The following is a 16,708-nucleotide window of genomic DNA, read 5'->3' as shown; positions in this document are numbered from 1 at the left end:
CAGATTCGTGGTTTTTAAGCAACTTAGAGCATCTGGTGGTATTTGGCTTAATTATGCTGATAAGAATATACTTATTGACCCGGGACCTGGTTGTCTTGTGAGGTGTCTTGAAAGTCGTCCGAAACTGGATCCCACGATTTTGGATTATATAATCCTTTCCCATAGACACCTTGATCATTGTGCTGATATAAACACTATGGTAGAGGCAATGACAGAAGGAGGTTTTTCACCTCGGGGTGTTCTTCTTGCTCCCTTTGATGCTTTGGAAGGTGAAGATAGGGTTGTTTTAAAGTACTTAAGGAGCTATCTTAAAGGACTTATAGTTCTTAAAGAGGGGAAGTTTGAATTTGATGGTTTCGCTTTAGATGCCATACCTCTTATTCATCATGGTGTTGAAACATTCGGTTTAAGATTTTCCTCTAATAGGGAAAAAGAAGTTTCTATCATTATGGATACGAAGTTTTTTGAAAATTTACCTCTTAGGTTTAAAGCGGACTTGATGGTTTTGAGTGTAACTCTTCGCAAGAAAAGAGAAGATATAGATCATCTTTCCTTAGACGATGCTTTTAAGATTATTCATGAAGCCAAACCCCAAATGGCTATTCTAACACACTTCGGTAGAGGCATGCTATTTGATAAACCTTGGGTGCTAGCAGAGGAGATTTCTAAGCAAGTAAGAGTGGATGTGAAGGCTGCATCTGATGGAATGAAAATAGAATTTTAGGGGAGGTGGTTGCCCCCCCTATTTTCTATTTAAGGTTGAATTTGAGGGTTCCAATTCCTTCACATAATGCTACGTACTTTCCTGGTTGTGCGGGAACCATTCTAGTCATTGTACCAGTTATAATGATGTCCCCCTTCTTTACTTTTTCTCCGAGGGAGATAGCTTTATTCACCACCCATAGTAATGAATTGAGAGGATTTCCTAGCACATTCTTGCCAGAACCCATAGATATAATTTTTCCATCTTTGTAGAGCTTTGCTTGGATCTTTGATAAGTCAAGCTTAAAGGGATCAAATTCTTTTCCTTTTATTGTTAAAAATGTTCCCGCATCATCTGCTATAAGATCGCTTCCCTTTAACCCATTGAGGTCAAATCTTATATCAGGTATTTCCACAGCTATAAAGGCAGACTTAATATAGTTTTTAAGTTCTTTTAAGTCCTTAATTGGTTTAGTTATATCTTTTTTAATCACGAAGCCAATTTCTACTTCAAGCATCGGTCTAATAGCTTTTTTAGTTATAGTAATGTTAAGCGGTGTCCCCTTTTCCTCAAGCACCATGTAATTTAATAGAACTCCATAAGCGGGTTCGGTCATGCCAAAGTTTTTCTGGCTTACTGGATCTGTGAATGCTGCCTTGAATCCGCTCACTTTTGCTTTATGCGTTTCTATGAGCTTATTAACGACAAGTTTTTGTACTAGGTAAGCTTTATCTGGATTGAAATCTGGATATCTTGCCGAAATGTGAGGTAAGGTCTTATGAGTGTTTCTCATCAGGATTATTTCTTCTGCCAATGTCTTTATATTGATCTTTGCATAGGCTAAATTAGCTGTGATAAGGATAAAAGTTAAGAGGACCGCTATTAATCCCTTTTTTCTCATGAGTTCCCCCTCCTTTTGTTAGATTTATTAAACTTATTTTATCATAATAATTCTCATGATGTTAATAGTTGGTGAAGGATCTATTAAGAATAAATCCCTTGAATAAGTATAAGGTTTTTGCTATAATAGCTCTTGCTTAAGAGGTTGGGGTGTAGCCTAAGTGGCAGGGCACCGGACTTTGGATCCGGCAGTGCTGGTTCGAGTCCAGCCACCCCAGCCATTTTTATTTTTAAGAGCCGGGAATTTGGTATTCTGTGGGTAGCCATAGCGGTATATGGGCTATTTAAGGAGGAATGGGATAAAAGTGGAAAATTACTTTAATGAAAATTGATAGTTTTTATTTTTTTGAAATAAATTTTATGTTAAAATTGTTTTCATAGAGGGGGAGGTGTTGCTGAATGAAAAGAGGTTTAGGTATCTTTGTTAGCTTGTGTATCATTTTTATTTTGTTTGGTTCAGCTCTGTCTCAGGATTTTGTTAGTAAGTCATTGCTTAGTGGTAGAATTATTGTTGATTTACCGCCTTCTTGGAGTGTTGAGGAAGAGATTGAAGATGGATTGGTCTTTATTAGTCCTGGAACTGGGGAAAAAGCTGTTATTTTAATATTCGCTCTTGAACCGGGGGTTAATATTAATGAAGAAAGAGAATCAGCTATTGAAACATTTAAGGAGATGATGAACGTAACATCTCAGCTTCAACTTATGGAGAAGGGAAACCTTTTTTTGAAAGACAATGTCGAGGCTATAAGAGAAGTTTATTCCTTTGTCACAGAAAAGGGCATTAAGGGAATATTTACCATTTATTACGGTAAAAGCCAAAGCTCGGCTTTTGTATTTGTGACTGCGGTAGAGGAAGCCATTTATCCTAAATATAAATCCGTTTTTGAAAGGATATTAGGAAGCGTTAAATTTGCTTCTGTTCCAGCTCCACAGCCGACACCAATGCCAGCTCCACAGCCAACGCCAATGCCAGCTCCACAGCCAACGCCAATGCCAGTTCCACAGCCAACGCCTACGCCAGCTCCACAACCGACACCAATGCCAGTTCCACAGCCAACGCCTACGCCAGCTCCACAGCCAATGCCTACGCCAGTTCCACAACCGACACCTACGCCAGCTCCAGCTTTACCTTCTGGATGGATGAGTTATACTGATCCGTACGGGTATTTCTCGATTGGTATACCTCCTAGTTGGTTTTTTAACCCAACACCGAATCCCAATATTCCTGCTGGGACGCCGTATGTAAACTACGTGTGCGTTGAAAGAAATCAGGTAATCGCTGATTTTAGTGTTGTTGTTGAAACTATTCCTGCTGGATACTCTCTCCAGGCTTATGCGGCTGCTGTGGAGGCGAACTTTTTAGTAAAATTCCCTGGCTATAAGAAATATTCTGAGAATGTTGTGAATATAAGGGGAAAGCAGTTTATAAAAAGGGTTTTTACTGCTAATGTGACGGCCCCGACGGGTCAGCAAATTCCTCTTTATGTAGAGCAGTATTATTATGTCTCGAAAAACTTGGCATATGTTATAAATCTTGAGGCGATGCTTAACGATTATCAGCGTTTCTTAGGAACTTTTAACTCTATAGTGGAAACTTTTCAACCCTTGAAGTAAGGAGGAAGTGTATTTTTGATAAGGAGGAAGGAGTTAGGTTTTCCTATATTAGTTTTTGTTATACTTTTAATATCTACAAGTAGTTATGCTCTTTCATTTAGTATATTTATTGAAAATGAGTATGATGGTAGAGTAAAGGTTTTAGAGAATGGGAAATGGATTGAGTGTGGGAGGATAGCTTCTCCCGCCATTGCCTTTAATGAAAAACCTTTTACTGCATCTCAATGGGGTAAACTTAATAGTGTTGTGGCTTCTGCTGTTAATGCAATACATATTATGAAAAAAGAGGGTATTTTGAGCGTGCTTCCAAAAGAGGCCTTTTCTTCGGGAGCACGCTCAAGAAGCTCGATTGTGACTGATATTTTACCTCAGAAAAGTATATTTGGTGGGGGATATTCTCCATTTGTTGGAAGCGATGTTATTTTTCATCCTTCTGAGGGGATCCCTAAGTTATTAGAGATAAGGGTTTTTGAGGAGAAAAGCGAGATTGTAGAAATCATTTTTGAAAATAAGGTTGGAGGTAATATTATAGCTTGTTACCTTTCTGGGGAGGAGAAAATTATTGGTAAGGTTATAAAGCCAGTGGAGGGTGTTGGAAGATTTGTAGGAAGCGAATATACTGGGGTAGGTAGGATAAGAGCTAATCATCCAGGAGTTATATGTATTTCCACTTCCTCTTTAGGAGAGATAGGAGGCTTTCAAATAATACCTTATAGGCACTCTTTAAGTCCTGAAATGATTAAAGTTGCATGGAACCTAACGCAGTGGATGATAGTTGATCCTGATCCTGGTACCTTTCCTCTGTTTAGTGGTGTTATCCTGCCTAATTGGGATCCATATGCTTTAGAAAAGCCTGACTGGGAGGAGCTCCTTTTAAGAAGAAGTTTAGTCATGGTTAAGTTTGAAGGGGACAAAGATTGGCGCTTTTTTAAAGAACTGACTGGCAGGGATGATGTTGCTTTAAGAGGGCTAAAGTATGTTAAGATATTGCTACCTTTTATAAAACAGGAGGTGTTTTAAGGGATGACGGTAAAGGTTAAGTTTCTAGGTCATGCTGCATTTTATTTAGAGGGAGAAGGTCTTAAGGCGCTAATTGATCCATTTTTAACTAATAATCCTCAGGCTTCGGCCAAGCCGGAAGACTTTAAGGATATAAACTATATATTTGTGACCCATGGGCATGGAGATCATCTTGGCGACGCTATAGATATAGCTAAAAGAACTGGAGCTACAATAGTTTCCGTTTTTGAATTAGCCAACTTTTGTTCATCTAAAGGCGTTAAGGTTCATCCTATGCATGTTGGAGGAAGCGCTTATTTTCCCTTTGGAAGGGTTAAACTATTCCCAGCTTCTCATGGTTCTGGTATAGTTGAGGGAGATAAGGTTTTATACGGAGGTAATCCCTGCGGCTTTTTGATTTTTGTTGAAGGGAAAAAGATATATCACGCTGGAGATACAGGTCTTATAGCTGATATGATGTTACTCAAGGATGAAAATATAGATTTAGCGCTGCTTCCCATAGGCGGCAATTTTACGATGGATATGGATGATGCTTTAAGGGCTGTTAGCATAATAAAGCCCCGGAAGGTTATACCAATGCATTATAATACTTGGCCTCTGATTAAGGCAGATCCAAAGGAATTTGCTAAAAAAGTTGAAGCTATGGGTGTTACTCCTATAGTTTTAAATCCTGGGGAAGAGGTGAGTTTATAAAAATAAAAGCTCCCACCCCTTCAGGGTGGGAGCTTTTATTTTAAGCTTATGGTGCCGGAGGCGGGATTTGAACCCGCACGGGTGTAAAACCCACTGCCCCCTCAAGACAGCGTGTCTTCCAATTCCACCACTCCGGCTTGCTGCCATATATTATATAACCTTTGATCTCAATTTTCAAGCCGATATTACTCAAAAAGAAAAATATACGGGGTAGACAGATCTTCTACATTCATGGCTATTTCGGTTAATCCCGGTTATCTTTATACGTTTTTATTGGAAGAAGCTGCTTTAAGGGAAAATATCAATAGTGGTTAATGGGAGTCTTTTGAGCCTTTTTCTTATTTTGAGAAGCGTTTCTCTTAAAATTGTGTTATAATTAAACTCATGAGTAAAATGGCTTTTTTGATACTAGCGGCTGGTAAAGGTAAAAGAATGAAGTCTTCTATTCCTAAGGTTCTGCATAGGATTTGTGGAAAGCCCATGATTTTATATATTTTGGATGCGATTAAGCCATTTGCTTCGGATATAGGTATAGTAGTAGGTTTTAATGGTGAGCTTGTTAAGAAGGAAGTGGGGGAAGGTATATACTACATAGAGCAACCTATTCAAAGGGGTACCGGAGATGCTGTTAAGGTAGCTAAAGATTTTTGGGATAAGTATGAAAATTTAGTTGTCCTTCCAGGGGATGTTCCTTTTATTTCTTCCTCTACTATTAAGGGACTCTTAGATGCTCATTTCGAAAATAAAAACTCTATAACGCTTGTAACGGTGGTTTTAGATGACCCTTCGGGATATGGAAGAGTGGTAAGAGATGGAAATGGAAATCTGATTAAGATAGTTGAGGAAAAAGATGCTACTTCTGAGGAGAAAAGGATAACGGAGGTTAATGGAGGAGTATATTGTTTTAATGTGAGGTTTTTAAGAGAAAATATCTTTAAGTTGAGTGATAATAATGCGCAAAGTGAATATTATCTGCCTGATCTAATTAAGATTGCTATTGAGTCTTCTTTGAAGGTTGGAACTTTTCAGATCGAAGATAGCTTTGAGGTTATGGGAATAAATGATAGAAAGACTTTAGCTCAGGCCGATAGAGAGTTTAGGAGAAGGATAAATTATAGGTTGATGCTTGAGTGTGGGGTTACCTTCCTTGATCCTGAAAATACCTTCGTTTCGCCTGATGCTAAGATAGGTATGGATACAATAATATATCCAATGGTCTTTATAGAAGGAAACAGCATTATAGGGGAAAGATGTATTATAGGTCCCAATGTTAGAATATTAAATAGTTTTATAGGTAATGATGTTAGGATAAGAGAAAATGTAGTTATAGAAGAGAGTAGAATAGGAAACGGTTGTGAAGTGGGACCATTTGCTTACTTAAGGCCGGAGACCGTGTTAGATGAGGAGGCTTATGTTGGGAAATTTGTGGAGGTCAAGAAAAGCTTTATAGGTAAGAAAAGCAAGGTTCCTCATCTTTCTTACATAGGTGATGCCAGTATAGGGGAACGGGTTAATGTAGGAGCGGGTACTATAACTTGTAATTACGATGGTTTTAAGAAAAATCCAACCTATATAGAGGATGATGTTTTTATAGGTAGCGATACTATGTTGGTTGCACCTGTTAAGGTGGGTAAGGGTGCTATAATAGGTGCAGGCTCTGTTATCACTAAGGATGTTCCTCCTGATAGTCTTGCAGTTGCTAGAGCTAAACAGGTTAATATAGAGGGTTGGGCTAAGAGAAGGCGCAGAGGGGAGGAAAAGAAAGATGGTTGATGGGTTTCGCTCTGAAGGTAGCTTAAAGATTTTTTCTGGTACGGCAAATCCTGCGCTTGCGGAGTCTATAGCTTCAGCATTAGGTATAAAGCTCTCAAGCGCTAAAATATCGCGTTTTAGTGACGGAGAGCTTTATGTCAGAATTGAGGAAAATGTTAGAGGCGCTGATGTGTTTGTAATTCAACCCACTTGTTATCCAGGAGATAAAAATCTTATGGAATTGCTTATAATGCTTGATGCTTTAAAAAGGGCTTCTGCTGCAAGAATTACTGCTGTAATTCCTTATTATGGTTACGCTCGTCAAGATAGAAAAACCCAAGGAAGGGAGCCGATAACTGCTAAGCTTGTTGCCAATCTTATAACTACTGCTGGTGCTGATAGAGTTTTAACTTGTGATCTTCATGCCGGTCAGATTCAGGGTTTTTTTGATATCCCCTTAGATCACCTTACCGCTATACCTCTTCTTGCTGATTATTTTTTAGATAAGCTTGGTCATAGAGATGATATAGTGGTTGTTTCACCTGATGTGGGTGGTGTGGTTAGGGCAAGGCATTTTGCGGAGCATTTAAGATCGGCTATAGCAATAGTTGATAAAAGGAGGCCAAGGGAGATACCTAATGTTTCAGAGGTTATGGATATAGTGGGTGATGTTGAGGGGAAAGTGGCTATTATAGTTGATGATATAATAGACACTGCTGGGACTATAGTTAATGCTGCTAAAGCTATTCTTGAGAGGGGGGCAAAAGAGGTTTATGCATGTGCCACACATGGTGTTCTTTCGGGGAATGCCATAGAGAGATTGAGTAACTCTCCTACAAAGGAGGTTCTTTTAACAGATACTATTCCTTTGCCTCCTGAAAAGAGAATAGATAAAATAAAAATAAAGTCTATAGCCTCTTTGTTTGCTGAGGCCATTAGGAGAATACATTATAATCTTTCGGTAAGTATGCTTTTTAAGCGGGAGGGAGAATAATAATGAAGATATCTGAACTTAGAGCTTCAATTAGAGAGAAAATAGGTAAGGGAGAATCAAAAAAGCTGAGGCGGGAGGGATATATTCCTGCTATCCTTTACGGAGGTAGTCTTGGCGCTTTACCTATTAAGCTTCAGAGAGGAGAAGTTATAAGAAACATATCAGAAAGAGATATTGAGCATACTGTGTATACTATGAAGCTTGATGATGGTAAAGAATGCGATGTTTTGGTTAAGGATATTCAAGTTGATCCTATTACGGATGAAGTTATTCATGTGGATTTTCTCGAACTTGAAAAAGGTAAGGCTATTACTGTTGAAGTTCCGATAGTGATAGTAGGGAAGGAAGTTTGTAAGGGAGTTAAGATGGGTGGCATACTTGAGCAATATTTGTGGAGCGTTGAGGTTGAGTGTTTGCCAAGAAATATACCTGATAGAATAGAGGTTGATGTGACTAATCTTGAAATGGGTGAATCTATTCATGTTGAGGACCTCCAGCTTCCAGAAGGGGTTAAGGTTTTGGAAGACCCAGAGACAACCGTTGTGGTTATATCTGAGCCTGTTGAGGAAGTGGTTGAAGAAGCAGCTCCTGCTGAGGTGGCTGAACCAGAAATAGCCTCTAAGAGGAAGAAGAAAGAGGAAGAAGAGGAGGAGTGATAGCTTCTTTTGCGGTTGGTTGTAGGCTTGGGAAATCCGGGACCAAAATACGAGTTTACAAGGCATAATTTTGGTTTTAGGGTGATAGATTTTTTAGCAGGGAGGTGGGATCTTAAGGTAGATCGCTACGAGTGTAAAGCTTTGACTGGTAGAAAAGACAATGGCGTTCTTCTTGTTAAGCCTATGACATATATGAATAGAAGCGGCGAGGCCTTAAAGGAGATTATTTCAAAATACAAGGTCTCGCCGCATGATGTTTTAGTTATATATGATGATCTTTATCTTCCCTTTGGAGTTATAAGAATAAGGAAGCTAGGCGGGGCAGGGGGTCATAAGGGAATGGAATCTATAATTTCTACTTTAGGAACAGAGGAGATCCCCCGACTGCGCTTAGGGATAGGACCTCCTCCGCCAAGCGGTTATGAGTATTACGTTTTAAGTGAGTTTACAGATAAGGAAATGAAGCTCCTTCCATTTATATTAAGAAGAGCGACTGACGCTATAGAGCTAATATTAGCTGAAGGCATAGATAAAGCAATGTCTCTTTATAATTCTAAGGAGATTTTTGAGGAGAATGAATAAATCTTTTATAGATAGGTTAAAAGAGGAGCTCATAAATAAAAGGTTTGCTAAAGTTGGTAAGGTCAGAAAGGGAGGCTTGTGGTATATAGTTAAAAAGCTTTTTAATAATCCTTGGGAGAATATATGTGTGGTTTTGGGTGAAGATGCCTCCCTTTCTGGTGTTGAGGATAGCTTGGTTTCTTCATTTGGAGGAAGTGTTTATAAGATAAACTCTCATCAGGATTTATTTTCCTTAGGGAGAAACTTTATAGCTATTCTTCCCATTAATTTAGCTCTTTCAAGGAGCTTTCTGTGTAAAGAGGTCTTTCGTATTAGTTTAGGGCAAAGGATAGGGTATTCAGAGCTTCTGTCTTCTTTGAGGCGAATGGGTTATAGGAGGAGCGAACCTCCCCTTTCTGCTGGTGAATTTAATCTTAGAGGAGATGTTATAGAGATAAGGGTTAGGGATGATATAGTGGTTATTTCTCTCTATGGAGATGAGATTGACTATATAGGCGTGCTCGAGGATATAGATGCAAAACCTTCCTTTAGGAGAATTGACAGTATAGAGATAGTTCCCCCTCATTCTCAAGGGGATGGAGCTTTTTGGGATATTTTGCCGAGAGATTCTTTAGTTATCTGGGTATATGTAGATGATGTAGGGGTATCTTTCTCCAAGGATGTTAGGATTCCTTTCCTCTTTCTTTACAGGGAAGAGCTGGATTCCGCGCTTAACATTCCTTGGAATCCTTATATTCCCACCTTTTTAGAGAGGGAATTATCCTTTAAAGAGGGGGATTATGTTGTTCACGAGGATTATGGAATAGGTATATTTAGGGGGATAGTAAGAATAAGGGTAGATGGTGTTGAGGGAGAATATTTGCTTATTGAATATGATAAGGGGGAAAAGCTTTATGTGCCATCGGTAAGCATAGATAAGGTTTCTCCCTATATTGGTGGAGGAGAACCTTCTTTAGATAGTCTTAAAAAGGGTTCATGGACGGTTGTTAAAAACAGAGTTAAAAAAAATGTTGAGGAAGTTGCAAAGGAGCTTCTTAGGATATATGCTCTAAGAAGCGTTCTGACGGGGTATGCTTTTTCTAAGGATTCTAATTGGCAAAAGGAGTTTGAAGCGAGATTCGAATTTGACGAAACGCCTGATCAATTAAAGGCTATAGAGGAAGTCAAAAGGGATATGGAATCTCCTCGCCCGATGGATAGATTAATATGCGGTGATGTGGGATACGGAAAAACAGAGGTAGCTTTTAGAGCGGCCTTTAAGGCGGTAATGGATGGAAAACAAGTTGCTTTTTTATGTCCTACTACGGTTCTTGCTTTTCAGCACTATATGAATTTGCAGAAACGAATGGAGGGCTTTCCTATTAAGGTGGCTATGCTTACGAGGTTTTTGACTTCTAAAGAACAAGCTGAAGTGATAGAAGGGATTAAGAAGGGAATGATAGATATTGTCGTAGGGACTCATATGCTTCTGAGCGATAACATTTCCTTTAAGGATCTTGGTTTAGTGATAATAGATGAAGAACAAAAGTTTGGTGTAATGCAGAAGGAAAAGCTTAAGAGGTTAAGAGTAGATGTAGATGTTTTGACTATGACGGCTACGCCGATTCCAAGAACTCTTTACTTAGCGTTAAGCGGGGCTAAAGACATAAGCGTTATAAATACTCCTCCGTCAGGTAGAAAAAATGTGGAAATTTATGTAGGTAAATGGGATTACAATCTTGTAAGAAGTGCTATAATTAGAGAGATCCAAAGGGGAGGACAGGTCTTTCTGGTTCATAATAGAGTTGAGGATATTTATAGCTTTGCTGATAAAATATCAAAGCTTGTTCCAGAGGTTAGGTTAGGGATTGCTCATGGTAAGATGAGCGAGGATGAGCTTGAGAGGGTGATGGTAAGCTTTATATCTGGTGAAATTAATCTTCTAGTGTGTACTACTATTATAGAAAATGGTATTGATATCCCTTCAGCCAATACGATAATAGTCCATCAGGCTGAGAATCTTGGATTGTCTCAACTTTATCAGCTTAGGGGAAGGGTCGGTAGAGGGAATAGGCAGGCTTACGCCTACTTCTTGTATGAGGATGAAAGCGGGCTTACTGATGCTGGTAGAGAAAGACTAGAAGCTATAAGGGAGTTTGGAGAGCTTGGCTCTTCCTTTAAGCTCGCCTTAAGGGATATGCAGATAAGGGGTGTAGGTAACATACTTGGACCAGAACAGCATGGATTTGTGAATTCTGTTGGCTTTCATCTATATTGTAAGATGCTTGAGGAAACGATAGCTTCTCTTAAGGGAGATCTTCCAAAAGTCTTATCTGCTAGAGTTGATCTTGGGCTTGATGCTTATATTCCGTCAGAATATATAGATGATGAAGAGGAGAGATTATATTATTATAGAAAGCTTGTAAACGTAAAAAGACTTGAAGAGGTTGACGATCTTGAATTTGAATTTAAAGAAAGATTTGGGGATATACCAGCTCCCATAGTTAATCTTTTAAAAACGGTTAGGTTTAAGGTCATTGCAGAAGAGGCTGGTGTTTCTGAAATATATTATAAGAATGGCAAGCTTTCTATACATCTTCATCCTATCATATGGGGTAAAAGAGGCGAAATTCAAGCTTACTTTTCCTCTCTAGGTTTTTCTTGCTTTAATATGCGTTTTGAGAAAAATTTAATGGCTTTCTTTAGCGTAGAAAAGCTGTTAAATAAAATTTTAATTGAGCTCAAGGAGATGAGGGAAAAATGGCAGGGAAGGAATTTGAGCGTCTCGTCGATATAATGGAGAAGCTCCGTGGTGAGAATGGATGTCCTTGGGACAAGAAGCAGACCTTTGAAAGCCTCCTTTCCTATGTTCTTGAAGAGGCTTATGAGGTTGTGGATGCTGTAAAGAGGGAAGATTATGTTTTGTTAAAGGAAGAGCTTGGGGACCTTCTTCTTCAAGTGGTTTTCCAGGCTCAGATAGCTAAAGAAAAGGGGTTATTTGATATAGAAGATGTTATAAAGGGGATAAATGAAAAGCTCATAAGAAGACATCCGCATGTTTTTGGAAGTGAAAGTTTCAAAGATTCTGATGAGGTTCTTTTGAATTGGGAAAGGATGAAAAGGGAGGAGAAAAGTAAGAGGTCTATTCTTGATGGGGTTCCCTTGCATATACCTGCTTTATTGAGAGCCTATGAACTTCAGGAAAGAGCGCGAAGGGTCGGGTTTGATTGGGATAAGACTGAAGATGTTATGAAGAAGATTGAAGAGGAGTGGGAAGAGTTCAAGGAGGCTTATTCTAAAAAGGATTTAAAGAAAATGGAGGAAGAAGTGGGGGATTTGCTTTTTGCAATAGTTAATTTAGCGAGATTTATAGGTGCTAACCCTGAGTTAGTACTTCATGCTGTAAATGAGAAGTTCAGAAAAAGGTTTTTATATATCGAAGAGAAAGCCCGTGAGAAAAATAGGCCTCTCTCATCTTTTAGCCTTGAAGAGATGGAATCTTGGTGGGAAGAGGCCAAGAAAAGGGAGGTGCAGTAGTATGTTAGGAAGTAGGAGGATAGGAATAACCGATTTGACTTTAAGGGATGGTCATCAATCTCTTATAGCTACAAGGATGAGGCTAGAGGATATGCTACCTATAGCTGAGGCTATGGATGAAGTTGGTTTCCACTCAGTGGAGGTATGGGGCGGAGCTACTTTTGATACATGTATAAGGTTCTTAGATGAGGATCCATGGGAAAGGTTAAGAGAACTTAAAAAGAGATTTAAGCGAACGCCTTTACAAATGCTATTGAGAGGTCAAAATGTAGTTGGTTATAGGCATTACCCGGATGATGTAGTTAGGGAATTTGTTAAGAGGGCTGTTATGAATGGTATAGACATATTTAGAATATTTGATGCTTTAAATGATGTTAGGAATATGGAAGTAGCAGTTGATGCCGTTAAGAAGGAGGGGGCTCACGCTCAGCTTGCTATAAGTTATACGGTTTCTCCGGTTCATACTATTGAGAAATATTTAGATATGGTTAGAGATATGGTTGAGCTAGGGGCAGATTCTATTGCTATAAAGGACATGTCAGGTTTGCTTTCACCTAAGATTGCTTATGAACTTGTTAAATCGATAAAGGAAAGATATAATATCCCGGTTCAAGTTCACTCTCACTATACAAGCGGCATGGCATCTATGGCTTTGCTTAAGGCTGTTGAGGCGGGTGCTGATGTTATAGATACAGCTATGTCTCCCTTTGCAATGGGTACATCTCATCCTCCTACGGAGACAATGGTTTATGTCTTGAAAGAAATGGGATATGACACGGGAATAGAGCTTAAATCCTTAATTGATATATCAGAATATTTTAAGAAAGTGAGGGAGTTTCATAAAGATAAGCTTGCCGATTTTACTGTAGATGTTAACGTATTGCTATATCAGATACCAGGAGGGATGTATACTAATTTTATAAGCCAACTTAAGGAACAGAAGGCTTTGGACAAACTTAAGGCTGTCCTTGAGGAGGTTCCAAGGGTAAGAAGGGAGCTTGGCTATCCTCCTTTAGTTACTCCAACGAGTCAGCTTGTAGGAACTCAGGCCACGCTTAATGTTCTTTTAGGGGAGAGGTATAAGATCGTTCCTAAGGAGGTAAGGGATTATGTAAGGGGGTTTTATGGTAGGCCTCCAGCACCGATTGATCCGGAAATTAAAAAGAAGATCATAGGTGATGAGGAGCCCATAACTTGTAGGCCTGCGGATCTTCTTGAACCTATGTTGGATAAATGTAGGGAAGAATTGGGTATTTTAGCAGTTGAGCCTGAGGATGTTTTAACTTATGCTCTCTTTCCTCAAATTGCCCTTGATTTCCTCAGGAGAAAATATGTGAGGAAGTTCATGGTGGATCTGGGCTTTGAGAAGCCCGTTGATGAGTATGCTTATCCTGTTTAAAGGGAGGTTTATACTATGGCGAATCTTGAAAGTAAGGTAAGGGAGGTTCTTGAGAAGTTGGTTAATCCTTATTTAGCAATGGAAGGCGGTAAAGCTGAACTTGTAGGTATTGAGGAAGATGGCACCGTTAAGGTCAAGTTAGCAGGTCAATGTGGTAGGTGTCCATTTGCACAGTTTACCCTAAAAGCTATGGTAGAGTCTACTATAAAAAAGCATGTTCCAGAGGTAACTCGTGTTGAGTCTGTTTAGGGGGGTGATTTTTAAAGAGTGGGTAATCCTAAGTTAGAGTTAAGGTTTTGGGCGGATGACCATGCGGTGATGATAAATGTGGCTGGTAAGGAAGATGAAAATTTGAAGTTTGTTGAAAAGAGTTTCAATGTAAGAATACTGCCGAGAGGTAATGAGCTTGTAATGGTGGGAAGCGATGAGGAGTCTGTTAAAAAAGCAGGGATTCTCTTTCAAGAGATGATGGAAATAGCTAAAAAGGGGCATCCGATAAGCCTTAAAGAGCTAAAATATAGTGTTAAGATGCTTAAGCAAGGTAGGGATTTAAAGTTAGGGGAGCTCTATGACGATGTTATTCATGTTACTGTTAGAGGCAAGGTAATAAAACCTAAGACTTTAGGGCAGAAGAAGTATGTAGAGGCCGTTATGGAAAATGATATAACTTTCGCTATAGGGCCTGCTGGAACTGGGAAAACCTACCTTGCGGTAGCTTTAGCTGTTTCCTATCTTCAGAATAGGAAAGTAGGCAGGATAATACTTGTAAGGCCTGCGGTTGAGGCGGGAGAGAAGCTTGGTTTTCTTCCCGGTGATTTAAGGGAAAAGATAGAACCTTATTTAAGGCCGTTATATGATGCCCTTTATGAAATGCTTGATGCAGATAAATTCCAAAAGCTTTTGGAAAGTGGCGCAATAGAAATAGCTCCCTTAGCCTACATGAGAGGTAGAACGTTGAACGATGCTTTCGTCATTCTTGATGAGGCTCAGAATGCAACGCCTGAACAAATGAAGATGTTTTTGACGAGGCTTGGTTTTGGCTCTAAAATGGTAATTACTGGAGACATTACTCAGATAGATCTTCCCAATAAGAGATCCGGTCTTTTAGAAGTTAGGGAAATACTGGTTGGTATAGGGGGGATCGCTTTCGTTTATCTTACTGAGCAAGATGTAGTCAGGCATGAACTTGTTCAGAAGATAGTGAAGGCTTACGAGGAGTATGAATTGAGAAGGGATAATGGGTCGAGAGAAAGGCAACGGCAACAGTAGTAGTAAAGCGGGGGTACTAAAGTTTCTTAAAGAAAAGCTAACTATAGCGTTAATATTTGGTGGGATAGGAGCAGCTATCTTATTAATGCTCTCATGGGATTGGGTATCTACCTTGCGCTTTTCTGTCAGGATTGGCGAAAAGGCTCCTTATGATATAGTAGCCTATAAAGATGTAGAGGTAATAGATGAAGAAGAAACGAAGAGGCTGAGAGAGAGGGCAGCTGCAAGAATAAAGGGTGTTTTTGTGAAAGATGATAATATAGCTAAAGGTGCTTTAGGGAGGATAGAAGAAAAGCTTCTTTCAATTGAGTTATCTATCCCTAAAGCGAGAGAGCTTATATTAAACGTATTAAAAGAAGAATATGATAAAGGTATAAATCAGGAAAACCTTATAGGTACAGTTGAAACCGTTTTGGGCTTTGCTGAAGAAGCGGGACTTAAGAGTGAGGAAGTTTCTAAGCTAAAGGAAATTTTGTTAGGCGAGCTTAAGCCGAATGTGGTATTAGATGTTGCTGAGACAGAGAAGCAGAAACAGCTTGTAATGATGGGTATAAGGCCAATTGTGATGAAGGTCCATCGTGGTGAAGTGGTAGTTCGCAAAGGAGAGCCCCTAAAGAGAGAGCATATTTTGATTTTAGAAGCTCTTGGTTTTTCTAAGGAAAAGGTATTACTGAGGCTGGTTGGATTAGGCGTAATCTCCTCGTTTATAGCTTGGCTTATTTTTCTGTATATAAGGGAATGGTATTACAGTAAGTTGAAGAGTACAGGTTTGCTCTTGTTCCTTCTTTTTTCAATTATTACTTTGTTCCTCTCAGCTAAGGTTTTAATACCTCTTTCTCCTGCGTTAATCCCCATAGGAATTATCCCTTTATCCTACTCTATCTTAATTTGTCCGAGATTTGCTATATTCGCAACTTGGATATTGGCTTTTGCGGTAAGCCTTTTTAGGGGAGCAGGGTTTATACCTCTTACTCTTGGGGTATTTGGAGGAACCTTTGCTGTGAGAGAATTGAAGAAGATAAGGCAGAGAGGAACCTTAATAAGGGCTGGTCTTTTAATGGGGGTTATTAATGTTTTAGCTTTAACCTCTGTGGGGTTATTTATAAATCTTCCTGTAAGAAATTTGCTTATTAATGCTTTGCTTGGCTTTTTAAATGGTATCGGTTCAAGTATAATTGTAGCTGGCAGTTTACCTTATTTAGAAAGCTTCTTTGGATTGCTTTCTCCGCTAAAGCTTCTTGAATTAGCGGATCCCTCTCATCCTTTGTTGAAGAGACTCCAAGTGGAGGCTGCAGGAACTTACCATCATAGTTTATTGGTTGCTAATCTTGCTGAGGCTGCAGCTGAAGAGATAGGTGCAGATGCCTTGTTAGCTCGTGTTGGCTCTTATTACCATGATATAGGTAAGCTTAAAAGACCTCACCTTTTTGTAGAAAATCAAATGGACAAGGAAAATTACCATGCTAAGATAAAACCAAGCTTAAGTATGCTTGTTATCGTTTCTCATGTTAAAGATAGTGTAGAGTTAGCTAGAGAGTATAAGCTTCCTCAAGCTGTAATTGATATAATTGTTCAGCATCATGGGACAACGGTAGTATCTTACTTCTATC

At 39.2% G+C, this 16,708-nt stretch carries 15 protein-coding genes and 2 tRNA genes; 15 read left to right on the top strand and 2 right to left on the bottom strand.

All coding sequences use genetic code 11. The features are described from left to right. Positions 1 to 7: 7 nt before the first annotated feature. Positions 8 to 724, top strand: coding sequence for an MBL fold metallo-hydrolase (locus NZ900_02645; protein MCS7232992.1), 717 nt, complete (start codon positions 8 to 10; stop codon positions 722 to 724). 25 nt (positions 725 to 749) lie between these two features. On the opposite strand, the gene NZ900_02640 is transcribed toward NZ900_02645, so the two are convergent. Further along, positions 750 to 1,604, bottom strand: a complete 855-nt coding sequence (locus NZ900_02640) for a hypothetical protein (protein MCS7232991.1) — start codon at positions 1,602 to 1,604, stop codon at positions 750 to 752. Positions 1,605 to 1,749: 145 nt separating this feature from the next. Between NZ900_02640 and NZ900_02635 the strand changes: the two genes are divergently transcribed. The 4 genes from NZ900_02635 to NZ900_02620 all read left to right on the top strand — a co-directional run bounded on the left by NZ900_02635 (position 1,750) and on the right by NZ900_02620 (position 4,930). Beyond that, positions 1,750 to 1,824: transfer RNA gene (locus NZ900_02635), tRNA-Gln, on the top strand. A gap of 178 nt (positions 1,825 to 2,002) precedes the next feature. After that, entirely contained in the window at positions 2,003 to 3,217 is a 1,215-nt protein-coding gene (locus NZ900_02630) for a hypothetical protein (GenBank protein ID MCS7232990.1), read from the top strand. A 15-nt stretch (positions 3,218 to 3,232) separates the two neighbouring features. Continuing rightward, the gene (locus tag NZ900_02625) at positions 3,233 to 4,237 is read left to right on the top strand and encodes a hypothetical protein (protein ID MCS7232989.1); all 1,005 of its coding nucleotides are present in this window, start codon (positions 3,233 to 3,235) and stop codon (positions 4,235 to 4,237) included. A gap of 3 nt (positions 4,238 to 4,240) precedes the next feature. Then, positions 4,241 to 4,930: a metal-dependent hydrolase gene (locus NZ900_02620; GenBank protein MCS7232988.1), complete on the top strand. Its 690-nt coding sequence runs from the start codon at positions 4,241 to 4,243 to the stop codon at positions 4,928 to 4,930. A gap of 49 nt (positions 4,931 to 4,979) precedes the next feature. Here NZ900_02620 and NZ900_02615 read toward each other — a convergent pair. Then, positions 4,980 to 5,067, bottom strand: a tRNA-Leu gene (locus NZ900_02615). A gap of 256 nt (positions 5,068 to 5,323) precedes the next feature. Between NZ900_02615 and glmU the strand changes: the two genes are divergently transcribed. From glmU to NZ900_02565, 10 genes are all read left to right on the top strand, one after another. Beyond that, on the top strand, positions 5,324 to 6,703 hold the full coding sequence (gene glmU / locus NZ900_02610) for a bifunctional UDP-N-acetylglucosamine diphosphorylase/glucosamine-1-phosphate N-acetyltransferase GlmU (GenBank protein MCS7232987.1): 1,380 nt from the start codon (positions 5,324 to 5,326) through the stop codon (positions 6,701 to 6,703). Next, complete coding sequence (locus NZ900_02605) at positions 6,696 to 7,676, top strand: ribose-phosphate pyrophosphokinase (protein ID MCS7232986.1); 981 nt, start codon at positions 6,696 to 6,698, stop codon at positions 7,674 to 7,676. The genes glmU and NZ900_02605 overlap by 8 nt, the downstream gene beginning before the upstream one ends. Before the next feature lie 2 nt (positions 7,677 to 7,678). After that, positions 7,679 to 8,332: a 50S ribosomal protein L25/general stress protein Ctc gene (locus tag NZ900_02600; GenBank protein ID MCS7232985.1), complete on the top strand. Its 654-nt coding sequence runs from the start codon at positions 7,679 to 7,681 to the stop codon at positions 8,330 to 8,332. A 9-nt stretch (positions 8,333 to 8,341) separates the two neighbouring features. Continuing rightward, positions 8,342 to 8,914 (top strand): aminoacyl-tRNA hydrolase, encoded by a 573-nt coding sequence (pth, locus tag NZ900_02595; GenBank protein MCS7232984.1) that lies wholly within the window; start codon positions 8,342 to 8,344, stop codon positions 8,912 to 8,914. Beyond that, positions 8,907 to 11,690, top strand: a complete 2,784-nt coding sequence (gene mfd / locus NZ900_02590) for a transcription-repair coupling factor (protein ID MCS7232983.1) — start codon at positions 8,907 to 8,909, stop codon at positions 11,688 to 11,690. Before pth ends, mfd begins: the two co-directional genes overlap by 8 nt. Next, on the top strand, positions 11,654 to 12,430 hold the full coding sequence (gene mazG / locus NZ900_02585; protein MCS7232982.1) for a nucleoside triphosphate pyrophosphohydrolase: 777 nt from the start codon (positions 11,654 to 11,656) through the stop codon (positions 12,428 to 12,430). Before mfd ends, mazG begins: the two co-directional genes overlap by 37 nt. Before the next feature lies 1 nt (position 12,431). Further along, the gene (locus NZ900_02580) at positions 12,432 to 13,829 is read left to right on the top strand and encodes an oxaloacetate decarboxylase subunit alpha (protein ID MCS7232981.1); all 1,398 of its coding nucleotides are present in this window, start codon (positions 12,432 to 12,434) and stop codon (positions 13,827 to 13,829) included. A 15-nt stretch (positions 13,830 to 13,844) separates the two neighbouring features. Then, positions 13,845 to 14,078, top strand: a complete 234-nt coding sequence (locus tag NZ900_02575; GenBank protein MCS7232980.1) for a NifU family protein — start codon at positions 13,845 to 13,847, stop codon at positions 14,076 to 14,078. Between the two features lie 69 nt (positions 14,079 to 14,147). Next, on the top strand, positions 14,148 to 15,098 hold the full coding sequence (locus NZ900_02570; GenBank protein MCS7232979.1) for a PhoH family protein: 951 nt from the start codon (positions 14,148 to 14,150) through the stop codon (positions 15,096 to 15,098). Further along, a partial coding sequence (locus NZ900_02565) for an HDIG domain-containing protein (GenBank protein MCS7232978.1) occupies positions 15,067 to 16,708 on the top strand: 1,642 nt, incomplete at its 3' end. The genes NZ900_02570 and NZ900_02565, both read left to right, overlap by 32 nt.

Source organism: Synergistota bacterium (genome assembly GCA_025060595.1).
In the GTDB taxonomy this organism is placed as follows: domain Bacteria; phylum Synergistota; class GBS-1; order GBS-1; family GBS-1; genus 42-11.
The sequence above is the reverse complement of the archived record's forward strand: the minus strand, read 5'-3'. Positions and strand labels throughout refer to the sequence as shown.

What these genes read in the sequence shown, in the direction of transcription:
- NZ900_02640 (MCS7232991.1), bottom strand. Translation starts at nt 1,604, where the DNA reads ATGAGAAAAAAGGGATTAATAGCGGTCCTCTTAACTTTTATCCTTATC.
- NZ900_02630 (MCS7232990.1), top strand. Translation starts at nt 2,003, where the DNA reads ATGAAAAGAGGTTTAGGTATCTTTGTTAGCTTGTGTATCATTTTTATT.
- NZ900_02620 (MCS7232988.1), top strand. Translation starts at nt 4,241, where the DNA reads ATGACGGTAAAGGTTAAGTTTCTAGGTCATGCTGCATTTTATTTAGAG.
- glmU (MCS7232987.1), top strand. Translation starts at nt 5,324, where the DNA reads ATGGCTTTTTTGATACTAGCGGCTGGTAAAGGTAAAAGAATGAAGTCT.
- NZ900_02605 (MCS7232986.1), top strand. Translation starts at nt 6,696, where the DNA reads ATGGTTGATGGGTTTCGCTCTGAAGGTAGCTTAAAGATTTTTTCTGGT.
- NZ900_02600 (MCS7232985.1), top strand. Translation starts at nt 7,679, where the DNA reads ATGAAGATATCTGAACTTAGAGCTTCAATTAGAGAGAAAATAGGTAAG.
- mfd (MCS7232983.1), top strand. Translation starts at nt 8,907, where the DNA reads ATGAATAAATCTTTTATAGATAGGTTAAAAGAGGAGCTCATAAATAAA.
- mazG (MCS7232982.1), top strand. Translation starts at nt 11,654, where the DNA reads ATGGCAGGGAAGGAATTTGAGCGTCTCGTCGATATAATGGAGAAGCTC.
- NZ900_02580 (MCS7232981.1), top strand. Translation starts at nt 12,432, where the DNA reads ATGTTAGGAAGTAGGAGGATAGGAATAACCGATTTGACTTTAAGGGAT.
- NZ900_02575 (MCS7232980.1), top strand. Translation starts at nt 13,845, where the DNA reads ATGGCGAATCTTGAAAGTAAGGTAAGGGAGGTTCTTGAGAAGTTGGTT.
- NZ900_02570 (MCS7232979.1), top strand. Translation starts at nt 14,148, where the DNA reads ATGATAAATGTGGCTGGTAAGGAAGATGAAAATTTGAAGTTTGTTGAA.